Source organism: Brevundimonas sp. GW456-12-10-14-LB3 (genome assembly GCF_059424365.1).
On the sequence record NZ_JBWKZJ010000019.1, the window covers coordinates 37,947 to 54,562 of the forward strand.

The window sequence follows — 16,616 nt, forward strand, 5'->3', positions numbered from 1 at the left end:
CCCCCCCCCCCCCCCCCCCCCCCCCCCCCCCCCCCCCCCCACGCCGAGATCGCCTACCAGCGGAGGCCGCAATCGGCCGAGGGGCTGATGCAGCTGGCTGGGTTGGCCTGACGGCCGGTTGAACACCGCCGGGTCGGGATCGTCGCCGGCGCCGCCGGCAACGACGGAACGGGCGGTGGCCGTCTCTTCGAGCGGTCTCGGCGCGACGGCGCCGAACGGGGTCCTCGCCCGAAGCGGGCGAGGACATGCCCCCACACAACGCCCTCCGATCTTGTCACGTCACCCCGGAAGTCAACGGCTTCGCCGTTCCCCTCCGCGCAGGACAAGCGGTCCTCCGCTCCGGTGACTGCCGGGGTCCCCGACGTGGCCAAGACGGGGGTCGTTGCGCATGGGGCGCTTCGACATCTTCAAGGATGTTTCCGATGCAACCCTTCAACACCCCCGCCTTCCTCAAATCCGCCTCCGCCTTCGATGACCAGACAGCCGCTCTCGGTGAGGTTCGCCCGCACCCGACGGAAGAGAGGTTGCTCCAGCTGGGGCACGCCTTGATGACCGAGCTGCTCGACGTGATCGCCGACACCGCTCTGGAAGACTACCAGACCATCTTGGGCGAGGCGCTCATCGGCGCCTTTCACTCGGCGGCCGGGCGGATCGAACGCGACGCCGACCGGGCCCGGGATGCGATGCGCGCCCTGGACCGCGACTTCGACGGCTCGGAAGCGGCCGATGTCGAACTGCAGGAGGCCACGGCCAAGGCCCGCGCGGGAGACGCGGCTGCCCGGACGGCGGAGCTGGTCCGAGACGCGGCGGCCCACTGCTGGACGGTCTCGACCGGCGAAGTCTGGACGGCCTGGCGGGGCAGCCGCCGGGGCAGCGTGCTGACGGCGGCCCAGTTAGAGGCGAAACAGGCGATCCGCAGCCTCCGGGCCCGGAAGTCCGGCGAGGCGGATCCGGGCGGACCGGTGATCGCCTTCCGGGGCGCGCCCTCGGCCGATACGGCGGAGGACGCCGGACGGATTTTCGACGCCCTGAACTGGGCGCTCACAGAGTGGCCGGACATGGCGCTCGCGACGACCGGGGCGAAGGGCTCCGAGAAGCTGGCGATCAAATGGTCTCAGCAAAAGGGAGTGAAGCTGATCCTCGCGCGAGCGGACTTCGACGCCCATGGCAAGGCGGCTCCCTTCCGAGCGAACGATGACCTCATCGCGCTCGAGCCCACCTGCTGCCTGATCCTGGCGCACTCTCTGGACGAGGGCAGGGGCTCGGATCGTCCATTCGGCCCGGCGATGAACCTCGGGCAGAAGGCGATCGAACACGGCGTCCGGCACGTCGCCATTCGCGCCCGCGCCGCCTGAACCTAACCGCACGTTCGACCCGCTCGGCTTCGGCCGGGCGGGCCTTTTTCTGGAGACTGCGATGACCCCCGATTTCGAACACGACCTCGACGGACCGGACGATCCTGAATGGGAGGCTGAGCAACGAGAGTTGGCAGGGGTGATGTCCGCTGCCGACCTCTGGTTCGACTACTGTATCCGCAGATCGGATCCCTGCGACCCTGCTTTCTGGGATGACGAACCAGACGGCCCTGACGCCTGACCCACAGACCCGCTCGGCTTCGGCCGGGCGGGTTTTTTTGTCATACGGCCGGCCTCCCGTCGTTTGATGACTGTTGAACGGGTTGAATCGGCTATGATGCGACTGTCCGGAAATCTTCGAATTTCGGCTGAGGGCAAGATAAAAGGGAGTGTTGGCCTTCGTCCGCTTTCTCTATGCTTTCAGCATCTTGGAGGCGCGGCTGACCAGGATCGACGACTTGCTTTGAGTTGTCGTCCGGCGGCGGACCTTCCTGGATCGGAGCGCGGATCATGTCTGTTCATCAGGCTATTCAATCCAGGCTGTCGAGGAGCGGAGGCGTCGAAGAGACCCCGGTCGACGTGAGGCTTCCGCGGCGACTGAGGACCGATCGTGATCCCGTCCGTCTCGGCATGATGAAGCGCCTCGCCAGCTCCCGGATGTTCGCCTTGGGAAACCGCTCGGGCGTCCTGCGGGCCGCGCAGAACCGATCGGGACGGGCCTTCCGCCTGGACGTGCGCCAGCGGGTCATCGTCAAGGCTCTGGTCTCCCGCCATGCCGGCAAGGGCGCTGAGCGCGGCGCCGCGCTGGCGGCCCACGTCGCCTATCTCGGCCGCGCGGGCGCCGGCGTGGAAGGCGCCCGGCCGGAGTTCTTCGACCGGAACCAGGACGGTGTCGGGGCGGCCGCGGAGACGAGGGGTTGGGGCGACGACCGTCACCATTTCCGTTTCATCATTTCCCCGGAACACGGAGATCGGATCGACGACCTGTGCGGCTACGTCCGCGAGGTCATGGCGCGGGTCTCGGCGGATCTGGGCGAGCCGCACCTGATTTGGATCGCGACCTGCCACTACGACACGGACCAGCCCCACGCCCATGTGTTGGTGCGGGGCCGTCGCGGGGACGGGAGGGACCTGGTCATCCCGCGCGACTACATCGCCTACGGCTTCCGCGCCCGCGCGCAGGAGGTCGCGCAGGAGCGGCTCGGAGACCTGGCCCGGGTCGATGCCGAGAAGCGCGTGTGGCGGGAGACGTCGGCGGATCGCTTCACGGGCCTCGATCGTCGGCTGGTGGCGACGGCGGAGCCGGGCGGGATGGTCGGGGACGGCGTGGGACGGAGCGACGCCTGGAATGCGCTGACTCGTGGGCGCCTCCGCCATCTGGAAGGCTTGGGCCTCGCCGTCCGCATGGGGCGCCGCTATCGCCTCGATCCCGAAGTCGAGACGAAGCTGCGGACGCTTCAGGCGCGCCGCGACATCATCCGCACATTGAACCAGCGACGGCTGGAGGCGGGCTGCCAGGTTCGGGCGATGGGGCCGTCCCCCGTGAAGGGACGGGTGGTCAAGACCGGCTTCCATGACGAACTGGGCGCCGCGCCGTTCGTGATCGTGCGGGATCGCGACGGCGCCGAACACTATGCGCGGCTGCGAGCGGGCGGACTGTCGCTGGAGATCGGCAGGACCGTCGTGCTGGCGCCGACCGGCGCGGGTCTGGCGCAGGTGCTGCGCGGGCGCGGGGTCGGATTGGATCGGTGAGCGCCGTCGTATTCTCCAACGCAGTTATCTGCCGACCTGCTCTCGGAGCCTCGAACCCGCGTTGAGAGAGATCATATGCATGGGCGGTGGTTGCGGTGCGTGGGCGATAATGATTGCGTCAATGGACATTACGGACATTAAGGACTATATGGACGTTATGGAGCCGTTGTCATGACCGTCGCCGTCCGTCGTTCCTCGCCTCTGGCCTCTCCGCCGGCGCAGGAGATCGTCGAGATGTTCGTCGCCCGCAATCCCGAGCGCGGCTCGGAGGCGCGTCGGCTGGGCCGCACCGCGGCGGCGATCCTCGACGCCCTGGTGAAGCTGCCCGCTGAGCGCCGGGGGGAACTGACGGCCGATCCCAAAGCGATACGCGAGCTGGTCCGCAAGGTCGCGGATCGCACGGTCGAGTCGCCGTCATCGACTGACGCGCGCAGTCTGGCTGGGGAGGGGTTGGCCGCGCCGCTCGTCGCCGCCGAGGCAGGACGACGCCTGGACGCCTACGCCAAGCCCACGCCCGTCGAGGACTGGGCCGGGCCGGTCGCGGGCTCCACCGTGCTTGAGCGGGATTACGGCATCGCTCGGTCGACCCTGCATCAGTGGCAGCAACAGGGGGCGGTCATCGGCCTCCTGAAGGGCACGCGTCATCACAGCTTTCCGTTGGCGCAATTCATCGACGGCCGGCCGGTCGAAGGTGTGCGGGACGTGCTGCACCTGATCGGATCGCCCCGGACGGCCTGGCTTTGGCTCATGGAGCCTCATCCCGAGTTGGATGACCGCGCGCCGCTGGAAGTGCTCAAGGCCGGCGGTCTTCGGGAAGTGCGCGATCTCGCGGCTCGGGACTACGGCCAGCCGTGATCCTTGACGCCGAGACGATCAAGGCGTTCTCCGTCGAACGCACGCTGGTCGACTTCATCCGCGTGACGCCGTTGGCCCACAAGGCGACGCCCCTGGGTCTCGGCTACGGCAAGACCCGCTTCGCCAGTCCGGACGACGCCTTCAAGGTCCTCTATCTCGGGAAGACCCTGGCGACCGGCGTGGCCGAGACCGTCATCCGCGACCGTTTCGTCAATCGACGCAAGCGCCGGCTGACTCGGGACGAGATCGGAACCTGGGGTGTCACGGTGGTCGGCGCGGCGACGCCGCTGACCCTGCTGGATTTGACGGAGGACGGCTTGCTCGCCCTCGGCGCGCCGACCGACGCGGCGCGGGGAAAGAACCATCGCGCGGGACGCGCCCTCAGCGCCGACATCTATACGCAGGCGCCGGCCATCGACGGCGTTCTCTACCTCTCGCGCCTGACCGGAGCGCCCTGTGTCGCGGTCTATGATCGGGGTGTCGGCAAGCTGCGCGCCACATCGGTTCGGCCGCTCGTGCGGCAACCGGAACTGATCCCCGCGCTTGCCCGCCTGAAGATCGAGCTGCTTTAGCCTCGTCACGACCCGCGCCCGAGCGATCTCAGCCAGCCGAGGATCGGATTCGGCGACGGCGGCGACCGCGGGGACGGAGGCGGTCCGAATGGTCGGCCGCTGGACGGACGGGTGGCACGCACGCCGGGAATTCGCCACGCGTCACCGTGACCCAGGGCGATGTCCGCGTCCGCTCGGAAGTCGCCGGGCAGCGGCCGCGCCTGCATCCGCGCGGCGTCTTCGGGCTCGGCCAGCCAAAAGGCGCCGTCGGGTTCGGAATAAAGGTGGAAGTCGCCTTGGAGCGCACTGCACGACGGGCAGTGGTTGGCCCAGTAGCGGCTCTCGGTCGTTCGGCTGTAACCCTGTCGATAGGCGGGCTGGACACCCTGGGCGAACCGGGCGGCCTCCGGCGATAGGCGCGTGATGTATTCCGCGAACCCCCAGTCGGCGAGCCGTTCGCGGCCGCCGCCCTCTGTCGGCTCGTCCAGAATGAAGCCGGGCGACATCAGAAAGGCGATGGCCTGGAAGCCCTGCTTGCAGCGCCAGCATTGCTCGGCCGCTGTGACCAGGTAGGCCTCGCGCGACATGATCCTGTAAGGCTGGTCCGTAGCCTGGCCAGACCGCCAGCGGGCGAAGGGCCGGGGATCGACGCCGGGCGGCACGTACCAGACCCGCCGCTGGGGATTCCAGCGGGCGCCGAGGCGTTTGGCCTCGTCCTTGTCAGAGAACGGGACTTTCAGGTCCATGGCGAACTACTCGCACGGCAGGTCTAGCTGTGCCGGGTGTCTATTCTAAAAGGCGCCCCGGCGGCACTTTCAACGCGTTTGCCAACCTACCGAGACAGCGAACAGTCGGATTTCGCGTGCCGCGTTCCAAATCGCTCAGGCAGCCACGCTTCATGCCTGAGCGGAATGCCAACTCTTCCTGCGACAGCCCAGCAGCCCGTCGGAGGCTCCTGAGATTTCCCGCCATCAGAAACACAGCATCTGTCGGCATCTAGCGGTTCGATCTTATTCTCGAAACAGCTCTACGGCCTTCACGCCCAATGCTTTGGCGATCCGCTCCACCACCTTCAATGTGGGATTTCGATCCCCGCGCTGGAGCTGGCCCATGTAGCTGTAGGAGAGCCCTACATCGATCGCGAGCGCCTCTATAGAAAGCCCCTTCTCACGCCGAATGCGGCGCACGTTTCGTCCGAATGTCTCCGTCAAACTCATCCGCACAGGCACAAGCAACGGGTGCCAAGCGGCCAGTCATCATAGTAACCATTCCGTCTTGCAGGATGGCGCGGTCAGGCTGTGCATCGACCGGAGCAGTCAGAGAATCAGGAGCGAATGTCGGTCAAAAGCGCCGTGGCCGACGTTTCGAGAGCGACAGCGAGCTTTTCCACTACATGTAACGTCGGATTTCTCCTCCCACGTTCAAGCTCTCCCATGTAGCTGTACGAAAGGCAGACCGCGTCGGCCAAAGCCTCGATAGTTATAGCTTTTTTCTGTCTCGCACGACGTACGTTTCGCCCAAAGATACTCGCCAGCGCCATTAGCGCAGCCGGCGCTCACCCGACTTTTTGGGCCAGTCACTATAGTGACCATTCCGACGGTGGTTTACGCTCGTTGCGATCCCTTGATTTGCAGGGCCAAGTCGTCGGAGCGAGGCGTGGCTGACGGAGTCGATAGCGTTGAAGGCCGGCCCGCAGACAGCCTTGAGGCTCTGCAACGTCGCTATGATAACTGGTTGCGGCGAGCCCTTCGGCGGAGGTTTGGACACCAAGACTGCGAAGAATTGGTGCAGGACACTTGGCTGCGTTTGGCCTCAGGCAGGTCTAGCGACCGCCTTCGTCACCCAAAGGCGTTTCTGCTGCGGATCGCTATTAATCTCGCCTCCAACAAAAGCCGTAGACGTGCGCTGGCTTGCAGAGCGGAAGCTATCGCTGCGGTTCACGATCGGGTTGAGGCTGACCAGACCGACCGACTGATGTTCGTACAGACCGTGCTGAGCTTGCCAGAATCCGTGAGAGATGTCTTTTTATTGTCCCGGATCGACGGTCTGACGAACGCCCAGATCGCCGACAGACTGGGGATTTCCCCCAAGACTGTGGAAGGGCGCATGACCCGGGCCTTGGCCCACTGCGCCGCCCAGCTCCGGCGCTAGGATGGGGCGCGACATGGCCAACCCGACGACGCGGGTTGAAGCGGCGGAGAAGGAGGCGGCGGCATGGCACGTCCGCCTCGGCACGACCTCCATCGAGACCCGCACCATTGAGGAATTCTTCGAATGGCGGGCCAGGCCCGGCAACGCCGACGCCTATCGCCGGGTCGAACAAGTCTGGCGCGAGGGCCAGGGTCTTGGGTCCGACCCCGCGCTCGCCGAGGCGCTGGACGGGGCCCGCCGCCGAAGTCGTCCGGGCCTGTCGGCGGGCCGGCGGTCGGTGCTCTTCGGCGGCCTGGCCGTCGCCACCGCCGTGGCTTTGGTGGTGGGCGGATCGTGGTTCTGGAGCGAGAGGAATGTCTTCGCCACCCAGGTCGGCGAGCAGAGGGTGATCCCGCTCGCCGACGGGTCGAGCCTCAGGCTCGATACGGATTCCCGCGTGCGGGTCCGGTTCACGGATCGCCAGCGGCGGATCGACCTCGTCCAGGGGCAGGCGCTCTTCAACGTGGCGCATGACGCCGGTCGTCCTTTCGTGGTCCACGCCGGCGATACGCGGGTGACGGCCGTGGGCACCGTCTTTGACGTGCGCAGGGCAGGGGAGGGGGTTCGGGTCACGCTCGTGTCCGGCGCGATCGACGTCCAGGCCGTACAGGCGCCGTCCCCGCCCCGTCGGATCGCCGCCGGACAGCAGGCAACGGTCTCCGGCGCGAAGATCGCCACGCGCGCGGTCGACGTCCAGGCGGAGACCAGCTGGGCGACGGGCCAGCTGGTCTTCACAGACATCCCGCTGGCGCAGGCCGTGGCGGAGATGAACCGCTACCTGACCGAGAAGATCGAGATCGACGACCCCGCCATCCGGTCGGTGGCCGTCAACGGCGTCTTTCGCGCCGGCGACCGCGACGCGTTCGTGGCGGCGTCCTCGGATGTCATGGGACTGCGGGCTGTTCCGAAGGCGGACGGATCGGTCGGGCTCTCCCGGCGTGGAATTAATTCGGGACGCCGCGAGGGTTAGCCCCGGTCTCGATGGTCTCTCTCTTCAGCGCCATTGGGGGCGTCGAGGGGAAACCAGTTTATGAGCCGTTCTTATCTGTTGTCCGGCGCCGCCGCGGTCGCCTGCGTCGTCGTCGCCAGCTCACCGGCGTGCGCTCAGTCGGTGCGGGAATTTCGTATTCCGCCTGGAGCGATGACTGAGGCCCTGACGGCCTTCGGGCGGCAATCCGGTCACCAGATTTTCTTCACCTCCGACATGGTGGCCGGCCTGCGGTCGCCCGGCGTCAGCGGTCGGCTGGAGCCGGGGGCGGCCCTGGACCGGCTTCTGGCCGGGTCCGGCCTGACCTGGACGCAAAGCCGGCCAGGCGTGTTTGCGGTTCAAAGGGCGGGCATGGCGAGCCTCGAGGCGGTCGAGATCGACGACGTCATCGTCACGGGAACGCTGCTGCGGTCGTCGGGGCCTCCGTCATCGCCGGTCGTTTCACTTAACCGAGAAGACTTGGATCGAACGGGATATGCGACGGCGGCAGAGGCCATTGTCGCTCTACCGCAAAACTATGCCGGATCCTCAACCCCGGTCGTCCAACTCGCGAATGCCGACCGGCAGGGTTCGAACACGATCGCGTCCACAGGCGTCAATCTTCGCGGGCTTGGACCGGCATCGACGCTTGTTCTGATTAACGGGCGGCGAATGGCTGGCACGGGCTTCCGGGGGGAGTTCGCGGACATATCCGCCCTGCCGTCTGCGGCTGTGGAACGGGTCGACGTCCTCCTCGACGGCGCCTCCGCCCTGTACGGATCCGATGCAGTGGCGGGCGTCGTCAATGTCATCCTGCGTCGGAGCTTCGATGGCCAGGAGTCGCGGCTACGTCTCTCGGCCGCCCAAGGCGGCGCCGAGGATGCGATGGCTTCCCACATCTTGGGGCGCACTTGGGGTACCGGTTCCGCTTACCTTTCCTATGAGCATCAACAGACCAATGCCCTGAGCGCGCAGGATCGCGCCTATACTGCGGATGGCGACCTGCGGCCCTTCGGCGGCACGGACCACCGACTGATCTTTTCGGCCCCGGGCAACATTGTCGCCTTCGATCCCAGCGTCGCGGCTTTTGCCGCACAATACGGCATACGGCCCGGCGCCTCCGGCACGGCGCAACAGCCGTCTGACTTCGCTTTCCGGTCGCCCAATCTTCAGGGCCCATATGTCGGGGTAGACCTGATCCCGGCGATTACGCGCCATGGCGTCTACGCCAGAGTGCGGCAGGCTCTTGGCGAACGGTTGGAGGTTTCGGCCGACGCCCGATACAATTATCGCGACGTTTCGTTCGTGGGACCGGCTCCGATCGCTCTCATGTCTGTCACCTCGGCCAACCCCTTCTTTGTGTCGCCGAACGGGGCGGCGAGCCAGTTGATCGGATATTCATTCGTCGGGGATCTGGGCAACACGCGCCAACGCGGATCGTCGGAAAGCTACGGCTTCACCCTCGGAGCGGAGTACGAGATCGGAGCCTGGTCAGTCGAAGGGTATATCGCCCACGCTGAGGAAGCCGGCGAGATCCAAGTATCCGGTCAAGTCAACAGCCTGTTCCTGAACGAGGCCCTTGGCGCCACGCCGGATAATCCCGCCACTGCCTATCGCTCGGCTGTTGACGGGTTTTTCAATCCATACGGCGCCGGGACGGCGAACCAGGCGACGGTGCTCGACTTCATAGGCAGCGGCTTCGCGACCAGCCGGAATCACAGTGCGGCGTCTTCGGCCAATCTGCTGGCCAATGGCTCTCTTTTCACCATGCCTGCCGGCGAGGTCCAACTGGCCATCGGCGCCCAGTCGAGACGGGAAACCTTTGAGACCCGGTCCACGAGCTTCCTCTCCACCTTGGCGCCGGTGACGGTCGCCGTCCCGGAGCGAAGCCGAACGATCAATGCTGTGTTCGGCGAAATCCGCGTGCCGTTGGTCGGACCAGAAAGCAACCGACCCGGCGTGCGTAGCCTCGATCTTTCGGTCGCGGCCCGCTTTGAAGACTACAGCGACTTCGGGACGACGACGAATCCCAAGATCGGCCTGGTCTGGTCTCCGGTCGAGGATTGGGTGATCAGAACATCATGGGGAACGTCCTTTCGCGCTGCCGCCCTGCCGCAGATCCACGATCGATCTACAGTCTCATCAACCTTCTTCGCTCGCGAGGACGGAAGCCGGGCGCTGGCCATCCAACTAGACGGCGGCAACCCTGACCTGAAGCCCGAGGCGGCCGACACCTTCAGTTTCGGCGTCGATTACGGGCCAAGGAACTCTTTCACAGTCAGCGCCAACTATTTTGAAACGCGGTTCAACGACCGGATAGCGCGACCGGTCAGTGAGAACCTGGCTGGTGTTCTCACAGACCCGACGCTCACCCCATTTGTCACTTTGGTGAATCCTGGAACCAGCGCCGCAGACCTCGCGCTCGTCCAGGACTATCTTTCTCGGCCCGAGTTCATCTCGAGCACCAGCTATCCGGCGACGAGCTATGCCGCCATCGTCGACGCACGCTGGGTCAATACCGGCGCTGTCCTGGTGCGGGGGCTCGATTTCTCTGCGCGATATCCCATTGCGCTGGGCGACGTCCGCGTCGCAATGGACGCGTCCGCGTCGTACATTCTGGATTACGAAACACAGTCGACGCCCACGTCCGAGGTCCGCGCGGTGGACGGGCTGATCGGCTATCCCGTGCGGTTCAAGTCGCGCGCGGGCGCAACCGTGACGCGGGGGGGGCTCAGCGCCGGTCTCTACTGGAACCATGTCAGCGCCTATCAGGACCGCTTCCAACGGCGCATAGGTCAGTGGGATACGCTGGATGTTCAGGCGAGCTGGTCGCCCGGCGATGCGCGATTTGAAGGCCTGACCGCAGCGCTGACGATCCAGAACCTTCTGGATCAAGATCCGCCATTCTATGACGCGGCGACAGGGGTAGGCTTCGATCCAGGCCAAGGCAATCTGTTGGGCCGCGTCATCTCTCTGCAACTGACGCAGCGCTGGTAATCGTCGTGTCGATACGCTTGCTGACCGTGGCTTTGGCCGCGCTCGCCTTGGTCTGGCCGGCCTCGACAGCGCTGGGTCAGGCACGACCGTTGCGGGTCGAAGACGTTGTTGGTCTCGGAATGTTCGGTCGTGCCGCCGTCTCTCCCGATGGAGGCTGGATCGTCTACGAAAAGCGGGGCGCTTACGACGACGCCCCTCGCTTTGACAGAGGTCCACGTTCCGGCTGGCCGCTGACGGATCTGTGGGTGGTTGATCTGCGACTTGAAGACAGCCGGCCGGTGCGGTTGCTGCCCGAAGAGCCGCCTGGATTGCTGCGTGTCAGTTGGTCTCCCCAAGGGGGCAGACTTCTCGTCTATCGCTACGTCGACGATCACCTGGAAGCCGGCGTCGTTGCATTCCCGGATCGCAAGGTTACCTGGCTGAGACTGACACCGGACATGCCGCTGATGGGGTCGGCGTTCCAGTGGGTATCGGAAGACAAGCTCGTTCTGATGACCCGGCCAGATGGAAGCCTTCCTTGGCTGCTCCGCTACTATGGTCAGGGTCAGGCCCGGATGATCGAGCAGTGGCGCCGGGCTTCGGCGGGTCGTGAGCCCTCGCGAACCGTCATCGACGCCGCAGACGGGGTCGTGTCTGCGGATGGCGGCGCACCTGATCAGGCGCTGGTGCTCCTGGATTTCGATGCTGGGACGGCTCGTACGTTGAAAAAAGGGCGGTTGGTCGACCTTTCCGTCTCCCCGAATGGAGACAACCTCGCGGTCACCGAGGAGGCGGAGCCCATCGCTGTGTCGCCGGAATCCATCGATCAGGCAGAACCGCCGTCGCGATTGCGCCTGTCCCTGATCGATCTGCACTCTGGATCCATCGCGTCGGCGGACGAGACGATCGACGTCGCGCCCCATCTGCTCAGGTGGTCCGCGGACTCGCAGGGGCTCCTGATCTGGGGACGTCGAGCCGGGTCGACATGGAAGGAGGGAGACCTTCTTGTCGTACGCCCAGACGGGACCTCGCGGGTAACACCCCGCCATGGGCTCTCGCCCCTCGCGCAGACAGCGGACATCACTACACTTCAAGGCATCCGCGCGGACTGGATGGGCGATACGCCCATCCTCTACGCCCGGGCCGGCGACGCAAGATTCGATTGGTACGCCTTGCGCAACGCTGCGGCTCCCATCGCGCTGACTCAGGGTCTGACGACGCCACCGTCTCGCCTGGCGGCTGTGTCCGACGACGCGGTCTACGGTTTTGCGGACGGGGCGTTCTGGCGCCTCGGAGCCGGCGGCGGGGAGAGGGTGTCGCCTGGCAGCGAGACTCTCACAGAGATGGTGATCAGCGATCCCGAGCGGTCTTTTCGCCTAGCCAATAACGATCCGCCGCGGGATGGATGGGCGGTGGCTGGCCTTACGGACAACGGCCCCGTCGTCATGGGCGCCGACGCCGACTCCCTCGCTCTGCAGGGCTTGCCCGACGAGGATGGGATGCGGAGCTTGGCTGTCTGGGCGGGCGGGGCGCTTATGCTCAAGCGGGACGGCTTGCAGGAGACCCTGACGCTAAAGACTGAAGCCGGGACGCGGACGCTGGATGTCGTCAACGCCGAACTGTCGGAGGCGGTCCTGCCCACGGTCACACCGATCAGTCACCTCGATCCGGCTGGACGCCCGGCCCAGAGCTGGCTCTTTCTGCCGTACGGCGTCGCCCCCAGCGCGCTGAAGGGTCTCGTGGTGCAGATCTATCCGGGGTCGGTCGAAAGCGGCGTCTGGACGGGTCCGATGACCTTGACTTATGGGCTGCGCGCTCAGGTTCTCGCGGGCGAGGGTTATGCTGTCTTGAGCGCCGCTATTCCGCGAGATCACGCGAACTCGCCTGCGATGCTCAATGCGGCCGTCGACGAGGCGGTGAACGCTGCCCTCGCGGCCCACCCTGAGCTTCCAGAAAGCAGGATGGCGCTGATAGGACACAGTTTCGGAGCGCAGGCGGCGCTATGGATCGCAACCCGGTCCGACAGGTTCCGGTCCTATATCGCTTGGGCGGCCACAACGGATATGTTCGGGCAATGGGGCGAGTTCACCCCGGCGGCGCGTGCGGTTCCCCAGGACGGCTTCATGTTCCGCAACCAGCAGGGGTGGGCGGAGGGCGGCCAAGGACAACTCGGCGCACCGCCCTGGATCGTTCGCGACCGGTACGCCAACGCGAGCTCCTATCTCGCGGCGGATCAGATCGCCGCACCAGTGCTGCTCATCACCTCGGACCGGGATTTCGTGGCCATGTCCCAGTCGGAACGCATGTTCAGCGCCCTCTACAGGTTGGGACGCCGGACCCGCCTGGTCACCTACTGGGGCGAGGAGCACATGCTCTGGAGCCCGGCCAACATCCGCGATTTGTATGGACAGGTGTCGATCTGGCTCGACGAAACGCTGGCGAGTCCTCCGCGTAGGGTCAGCCTCCCTTCAACCGATCGCTCCATACCCGGAGCCAGCCCTCGAACGCCGCCGCCCGGATAATCGTATGCGCCCCCCCGCGCCACATGAGGTTCTCGCGGTTGAGGCGGGCCTCGACGGCCGCGCGATCCAGTAGACCTTCGGCGGCCAGGCGCCCGTCGAGAAGCCAACTCTTGAACAGATCGAGGTTCTCAAAAACCATGCGCCCGTAGATCGCCGTCATATCCCCCTTGGTCCGTCTCTCGGCGATTATCGCGGGCAGCCGATCACGGAACGCCACCCTCGCCAGCCCCCGGCTCCAGCCGCCGAGCGTCAGGAGGGGCGTCGGGAGAGCCAGTCCTGCCTCCACCACGGGTTGGGCGCAGAGGGGATGACGGACATCCACTGCATCTGTCAGCAGAGACCGGCCGTGGCGCGACACGCTGTCCACCACGCCCGCGATTTGGAAGATTTTGGCGGGGCCGTATGCGTCGCTGCCTTCCAACCACGGATGTATAGGCCCCAGGCCTAAGCGGCGGCGCAGCAGCGTATCATCCAGTTGGATGCGATCGGAAGGGCGGTTCCGAGCCCGGCGGGCGCTCGCGATCAGGGTCCACACCGACATTTCGTTGTTCGCGGCCAGCGATACGAAATCCCCCGACAAGAGGCTTTTCCAGCCTTCGCGGCGCCATCTGTCCGCCGCCACCAAAAGGCCAGCGGAATGAAGCAGGATTGAATCGCCGCCTTTGCCAGTCAGTACCGCGTCAGCGCCGACGCTTCCGAGTCTGGCGGACCAGTCGAGGTCATGGTGAATGTCCAGAGCATTGAGGCCAGGCCGCACGTCCTGCGATATCCGTGTGAACAGGGCTTCAGTGAGCGGCGCCGTAAAATGGGGTACGCTGACCGGCGAAACGCCCAGGACCTTCCCCAGCGCTTCGACATACTGCCGCTCGTCCGCTTCCGGCCTCGCTCCGTAGGCATTCAACCAGATTTTCACCCGGTCCCTCGTGCTGGCCGCCAAGCTCGTCGCTACGATGCTGGAGTCCAAGCCGCCGGAGATTTCGACAGCGAGTGTTCCCGGTAGCCCACCCAAGCCGTTCACCGCCTCGTCGACAGCACATCGCAACCGATCGGCTGCCTCGGTCGGCGTCCAGTCTGAAAGGCTGGATCGGGCACGCTCAACAGGGCTCCAAACCGTCGTTCCCGGCCTCTCGGCAGGCAGGGGTTGAAACACCCCCGGGTTAACGGCGACCGGCCCGTCGAGCATCAAGGCGCCGGCGGACATCAACGGATCGATCATCGCCTGGCCGACCCGCTCGATGTTGACGGACCAGTTGGGAATGAATCGGTGAGCCAGCCAGGCCGGGGCGGTCGAGCCGATGATGGCGAGGCCGCCTTGCGACCAGACGAGGCATTCCCTTGCACCGGACGGGTCCCGGAGCACCGCTGTGACGCTTCCTCTCTCTGAGAGCCTCACGCCCACGTAGCGGCCCCAAAAGTCTTGCGTCAGAGCGCGGGCCTCACGCTCGGGTTGATGCAAAGACGATTCTGACCTCGCAGTGGTCTGGCGACGCACGACGTCGCCGACAAGAAGCCAGAGCCCAACGCGGGTTGGCATCTGGGGCCGCCGCGCGGTTTCCCAAAGCCAGGTCGCCGCACTAAGGCTTGAGACCCGGCCGCCCGACTCCATGGCGAGACGACGCAACTGGCCCGTCAAGGCGACAGCCTGATCGCTGGCTTTCGAGATGGAGACGATCAGGTAGTCGTCCATGTCAAACCGCGAAGATCGGCGTGTAGCGCTGTACACGGTCGATAGAGTCTCCGATCACCGCGTCTTCAAGCTGGAGCCAGCAGTGGGCGGCGAAGGGCCAGGTGCGGACACCGAACACCCACGTCGCCATTACCCCCCGCCTCGCCAAGAGATATCGAAGCTCGAAGGCGCGCTGGAAGCACTCGCCCTCGCCCGGGCACCACGGAAGGGCCGCTTGATAGTCGGATAACGCATTCTCAAGGGAACCCGAAATGAGCCGTCTTCGCGGCAGCCTCAGTCGCAGAAGATCTGGGAAAGCGGTTCCGCGAAACGATTGTCGAGCAATCATGATTTCGGCGATGGTTCCAAGGGAAGGAATGCGCCCGGCGAGTTGATCGGGACGGTAGTCGCGACGCGCTGGCGGCGTCGCTGGTCTCGTCGAACGTGGGCGCTGTTGAACGGCGAGATTGGCTTCCACGAGCTCCGCGGCGGCATCGGCATCGTCGACGGCAAGCGTTTGGTCCTGTTCGAGACGGAGCCAGTCGGATGCGGACAGAAGGCAGCTGTAGCTGCCCGCGTATGTGTCGAGGACTACGATGTCTTCTTCGACGGCGGCGAAGTGGATGCCGGGCGCCGGCCAGAGAGTGACGGACATGTGCAGGACTTGCGGGCGGCCGAAGCCCCCCGCGGAACGTCAGCCAGCCGGCTTTTCGCTCGGGAACACGCCCATCTCGGTGTAGGGGCCCTGGATCAGGTCACGCGTCAGGGTCTTGGCGCTGCCGAAGTGGACGAGCCGTAGTTTGGGGGCCTTCATCTCAGTCTCCTTCATGTGTTCGCCACGGGTGTGGCGAACACAGTCAGCGCCCGGATGTCGAAGTCTCAAAACTATATTCGAAATATATTTCTATCGGCCGGGAGCGGGGCGAACTTGCGCGAGGTCGGTGACGCCGTTCTCGAGCCACCGGGCGGCGGCTTGTTGCCGGTCGCTCTCGGCTAGCAAGGCGTCGTACATGGCGCAGACCGCGAGGATGATGGGCCGCGCCTCGAGCCCGGCGATGTCGTCGCCGAGCAGGGCGTTGAAGCGCTGGCCCCCGATGGTCAAGGCGGTGATCAGCTTGTTGTCGGCGCAGCGCCACGCGAGATCGGGCGAGCCGATGGCCACCGCCATGATGATGGCCTGGGGATCGCTGCGGGTCGCAACGGCGAACCGATGAATGTAGTCGAGGTTCAGGCTTCTGCCGCCGGCCTCGAAGCGTTGGTAGGTGCGGAGCGCCATGCGCATCGCGCGGGCGACGGCGGCGGCGGTCATGCCGCGATGGCGGCGAACCAGTTTCAGCGCCTGGGAGAGCACGTCGTTATCGCGCTGCGGCTGCACTCGCCTAGACTTCACTGGCCCGACCCTTCCCTACGCTGAACGTAATCCCATCGCCGAGTTAACGGCGATCACCTCTCTGTTCCAATCTGAAATCCGCCGCTTTGCGGCGGCGAGACCGCCGATATGAGGCGACTCTGCATCCCTACACCACGCAACTTGTTGGCGAGCGGTCATATGCCGCGCGCGCCGGGTGCGCGGGGAGCTGGAGTCTGTCATGGCGAAAAGTCGCGACCCTTTCTTCAAGGCCCTCGACCACATCCGTGAGCGGGCGTGGGCCGGGGGTTATGCGCCGGGCCAGTCGATCGTCATCGTCGAGGAGGCGCGCCGCCTCGACCTGTCGACGACGCCGGTCCGGGAGGCGCTGGCCTGGCTCTGCGGGGAGGGGTTGATCGAGCGGGGGCCGGCGG

The 16,616-nt window shown here is 65.8% G+C and carries 17 protein-coding genes; 10 read left to right on the forward strand and 7 right to left on the reverse strand.

The window, feature by feature from the left end:
* Positions 1–422: 422 nt before the first annotated feature.
* From AC07XS_RS09575 to AC07XS_RS09595, 5 genes are all read left to right on the forward strand, one after another.
* A complete protein-coding gene (locus AC07XS_RS09575; protein ID WP_182715058.1) occupies positions 423–1,355 on the forward strand; it encodes an SLOG family protein in 933 nt (310 codons plus the stop codon).
* 61 nt (positions 1,356–1,416) lie between these two features.
* Entirely contained in the window at positions 1,417–1,596 is a 180-nt protein-coding gene (locus tag AC07XS_RS09580; RefSeq protein ID WP_182715057.1) for a hypothetical protein, read from the forward strand.
* 416 nt (positions 1,597–2,012) lie between these two features.
* On the forward strand, positions 2,013–3,107 hold the full coding sequence (locus tag AC07XS_RS09585) for a DUF3363 domain-containing protein (protein WP_321208162.1): 1,095 nt from the start codon (positions 2,013–2,015) through the stop codon (positions 3,105–3,107).
* A 171-nt stretch (positions 3,108–3,278) separates the two neighbouring features.
* Positions 3,279–3,962, forward strand: coding sequence for an antitoxin Xre/MbcA/ParS-like domain-containing protein (locus AC07XS_RS09590; protein WP_182715055.1), 684 nt, complete (start codon positions 3,279–3,281; stop codon positions 3,960–3,962).
* The gene (locus AC07XS_RS09595) at positions 3,959–4,534 is read left to right on the forward strand and encodes an RES domain-containing protein (RefSeq protein ID WP_182715054.1); all 576 of its coding nucleotides are present in this window, start codon (positions 3,959–3,961) and stop codon (positions 4,532–4,534) included. The genes AC07XS_RS09590 and AC07XS_RS09595 overlap by 4 nt, the downstream gene beginning before the upstream one ends.
* 5 nt (positions 4,535–4,539) lie before the next feature.
* Here AC07XS_RS09595 and AC07XS_RS09600 read toward each other — a convergent pair whose 3' ends face one another.
* From AC07XS_RS09600 to AC07XS_RS09615, 4 genes are all read right to left on the reverse strand, one after another.
* Positions 4,540–5,259, reverse strand: coding sequence for a DUF5710 domain-containing protein (locus AC07XS_RS09600; RefSeq protein ID WP_182715053.1), 720 nt, complete (start codon positions 5,257–5,259; stop codon positions 4,540–4,542).
* Between the two features lie 40 nt (positions 5,260–5,299).
* On the reverse strand, positions 5,300–5,509 hold the full coding sequence (locus tag AC07XS_RS09605; protein WP_182715052.1) for a helix-turn-helix domain-containing protein: 210 nt from the start codon (positions 5,507–5,509) through the stop codon (positions 5,300–5,302).
* A gap of 14 nt (positions 5,510–5,523) precedes the next feature.
* A complete protein-coding gene (locus AC07XS_RS09610; protein WP_182715051.1) occupies positions 5,524–5,730 on the reverse strand; it encodes a helix-turn-helix domain-containing protein in 207 nt (68 codons plus the stop codon).
* Between the two features lie 107 nt (positions 5,731–5,837).
* Positions 5,838–6,053: a helix-turn-helix domain-containing protein gene (locus AC07XS_RS09615; RefSeq protein ID WP_182715050.1), complete on the reverse strand. Its 216-nt coding sequence runs from the start codon at positions 6,051–6,053 to the stop codon at positions 5,838–5,840.
* A gap of 116 nt (positions 6,054–6,169) precedes the next feature.
* Here AC07XS_RS09615 and AC07XS_RS09620 point away from each other — a divergent pair, with 116 nt between their 5' ends.
* From AC07XS_RS09620 to AC07XS_RS09635, 4 genes are read left to right on the forward strand one after another with little or no spacing between them, the layout of a single operon-like run.
* Positions 6,170–6,664, forward strand: coding sequence for an RNA polymerase sigma factor (locus AC07XS_RS09620; RefSeq protein WP_182715049.1), 495 nt, complete (start codon positions 6,170–6,172; stop codon positions 6,662–6,664).
* A gap of 13 nt (positions 6,665–6,677) precedes the next feature.
* The gene (locus AC07XS_RS09625; RefSeq protein WP_182715048.1) at positions 6,678–7,673 is read left to right on the forward strand and encodes a FecR domain-containing protein; all 996 of its coding nucleotides are present in this window, start codon (positions 6,678–6,680) and stop codon (positions 7,671–7,673) included.
* A 60-nt stretch (positions 7,674–7,733) separates the two neighbouring features.
* Positions 7,734–10,667: a TonB-dependent receptor domain-containing protein gene (locus AC07XS_RS09630; protein WP_182715047.1), complete on the forward strand. Its 2,934-nt coding sequence runs from the start codon at positions 7,734–7,736 to the stop codon at positions 10,665–10,667.
* A gap of 26 nt (positions 10,668–10,693) precedes the next feature.
* A complete protein-coding gene (locus AC07XS_RS09635; RefSeq protein WP_494732665.1) occupies positions 10,694–13,168 on the forward strand; it encodes a S9 family peptidase in 2,475 nt (824 codons plus the stop codon).
* Here AC07XS_RS09635 and AC07XS_RS09640 read toward each other — a convergent pair.
* The 3 genes from AC07XS_RS09640 to AC07XS_RS09650 all read right to left on the reverse strand — a co-directional run bounded on the left by AC07XS_RS09640 (position 13,104) and on the right by AC07XS_RS09650 (position 16,209).
* Complete coding sequence (locus AC07XS_RS09640) at positions 13,104–14,855, reverse strand: asparagine synthase-related protein (RefSeq protein WP_182715045.1); 1,752 nt, start codon at positions 14,853–14,855, stop codon at positions 13,104–13,106. The two genes, AC07XS_RS09635 and AC07XS_RS09640, sit on opposite strands and share 65 nt — an antisense overlap.
* Position 14,856: 1 nt before the next feature.
* Entirely contained in the window at positions 14,857–15,489 is a 633-nt protein-coding gene (locus AC07XS_RS09645; protein WP_182715044.1) for a lasso peptide biosynthesis B2 protein, read from the reverse strand.
* Positions 15,490–15,738: 249 nt separating this feature from the next.
* A complete protein-coding gene (locus tag AC07XS_RS09650) occupies positions 15,739–16,209 on the reverse strand; it encodes a helix-turn-helix domain-containing protein (protein WP_182715043.1) in 471 nt (156 codons plus the stop codon).
* Between the two features lie 214 nt (positions 16,210–16,423).
* Here AC07XS_RS09650 and AC07XS_RS09655 point away from each other — a divergent pair.
* Positions 16,424–16,616: GntR family transcriptional regulator (locus tag AC07XS_RS09655; RefSeq protein ID WP_182715042.1), on the forward strand; the 193-nt coding region annotated here is incomplete at its 3' end.

Excerpts from the sequence above, each read along its gene's own strand:
- AC07XS_RS09630 (WP_182715047.1), top strand. The coding sequence starts at position 7,734 with ATGAGCCGTTCTTATCTGTTGTCCGGCGCCGCCGCGGTCGCCTGCGTC.
- AC07XS_RS09600 (WP_182715053.1), bottom strand. The coding sequence starts at position 5,259 with ATGGACCTGAAAGTCCCGTTCTCTGACAAGGACGAGGCCAAACGCCTC.
- AC07XS_RS09625 (WP_182715048.1), top strand. The coding sequence starts at position 6,678 with ATGGCCAACCCGACGACGCGGGTTGAAGCGGCGGAGAAGGAGGCGGCG.
- AC07XS_RS09575 (WP_182715058.1), top strand. The coding sequence starts at position 423 with ATGCAACCCTTCAACACCCCCGCCTTCCTCAAATCCGCCTCCGCCTTC.
- AC07XS_RS09610 (WP_182715051.1), bottom strand. The coding sequence starts at position 5,730 with ATGAGTTTGACGGAGACATTCGGACGAAACGTGCGCCGCATTCGGCGT.
- AC07XS_RS09580 (WP_182715057.1), top strand. The coding sequence starts at position 1,417 with ATGACCCCCGATTTCGAACACGACCTCGACGGACCGGACGATCCTGAA.
- AC07XS_RS09585 (WP_321208162.1), top strand. The coding sequence starts at position 2,013 with ATGTTCGCCTTGGGAAACCGCTCGGGCGTCCTGCGGGCCGCGCAGAAC.
- AC07XS_RS09605 (WP_182715052.1), bottom strand. The coding sequence starts at position 5,509 with ATGCCGACAGATGCTGTGTTTCTGATGGCGGGAAATCTCAGGAGCCTC.
- AC07XS_RS09615 (WP_182715050.1), bottom strand. The coding sequence starts at position 6,053 with ATGGCGCTGGCGAGTATCTTTGGGCGAAACGTACGTCGTGCGAGACAG.
- AC07XS_RS09645 (WP_182715044.1), bottom strand. The coding sequence starts at position 15,489 with ATGTCCGTCACTCTCTGGCCGGCGCCCGGCATCCACTTCGCCGCCGTC.
- AC07XS_RS09640 (WP_182715045.1), bottom strand. The coding sequence starts at position 14,855 with ATGGACGACTACCTGATCGTCTCCATCTCGAAAGCCAGCGATCAGGCT.
- AC07XS_RS09590 (WP_182715055.1), top strand. The coding sequence starts at position 3,279 with ATGACCGTCGCCGTCCGTCGTTCCTCGCCTCTGGCCTCTCCGCCGGCG.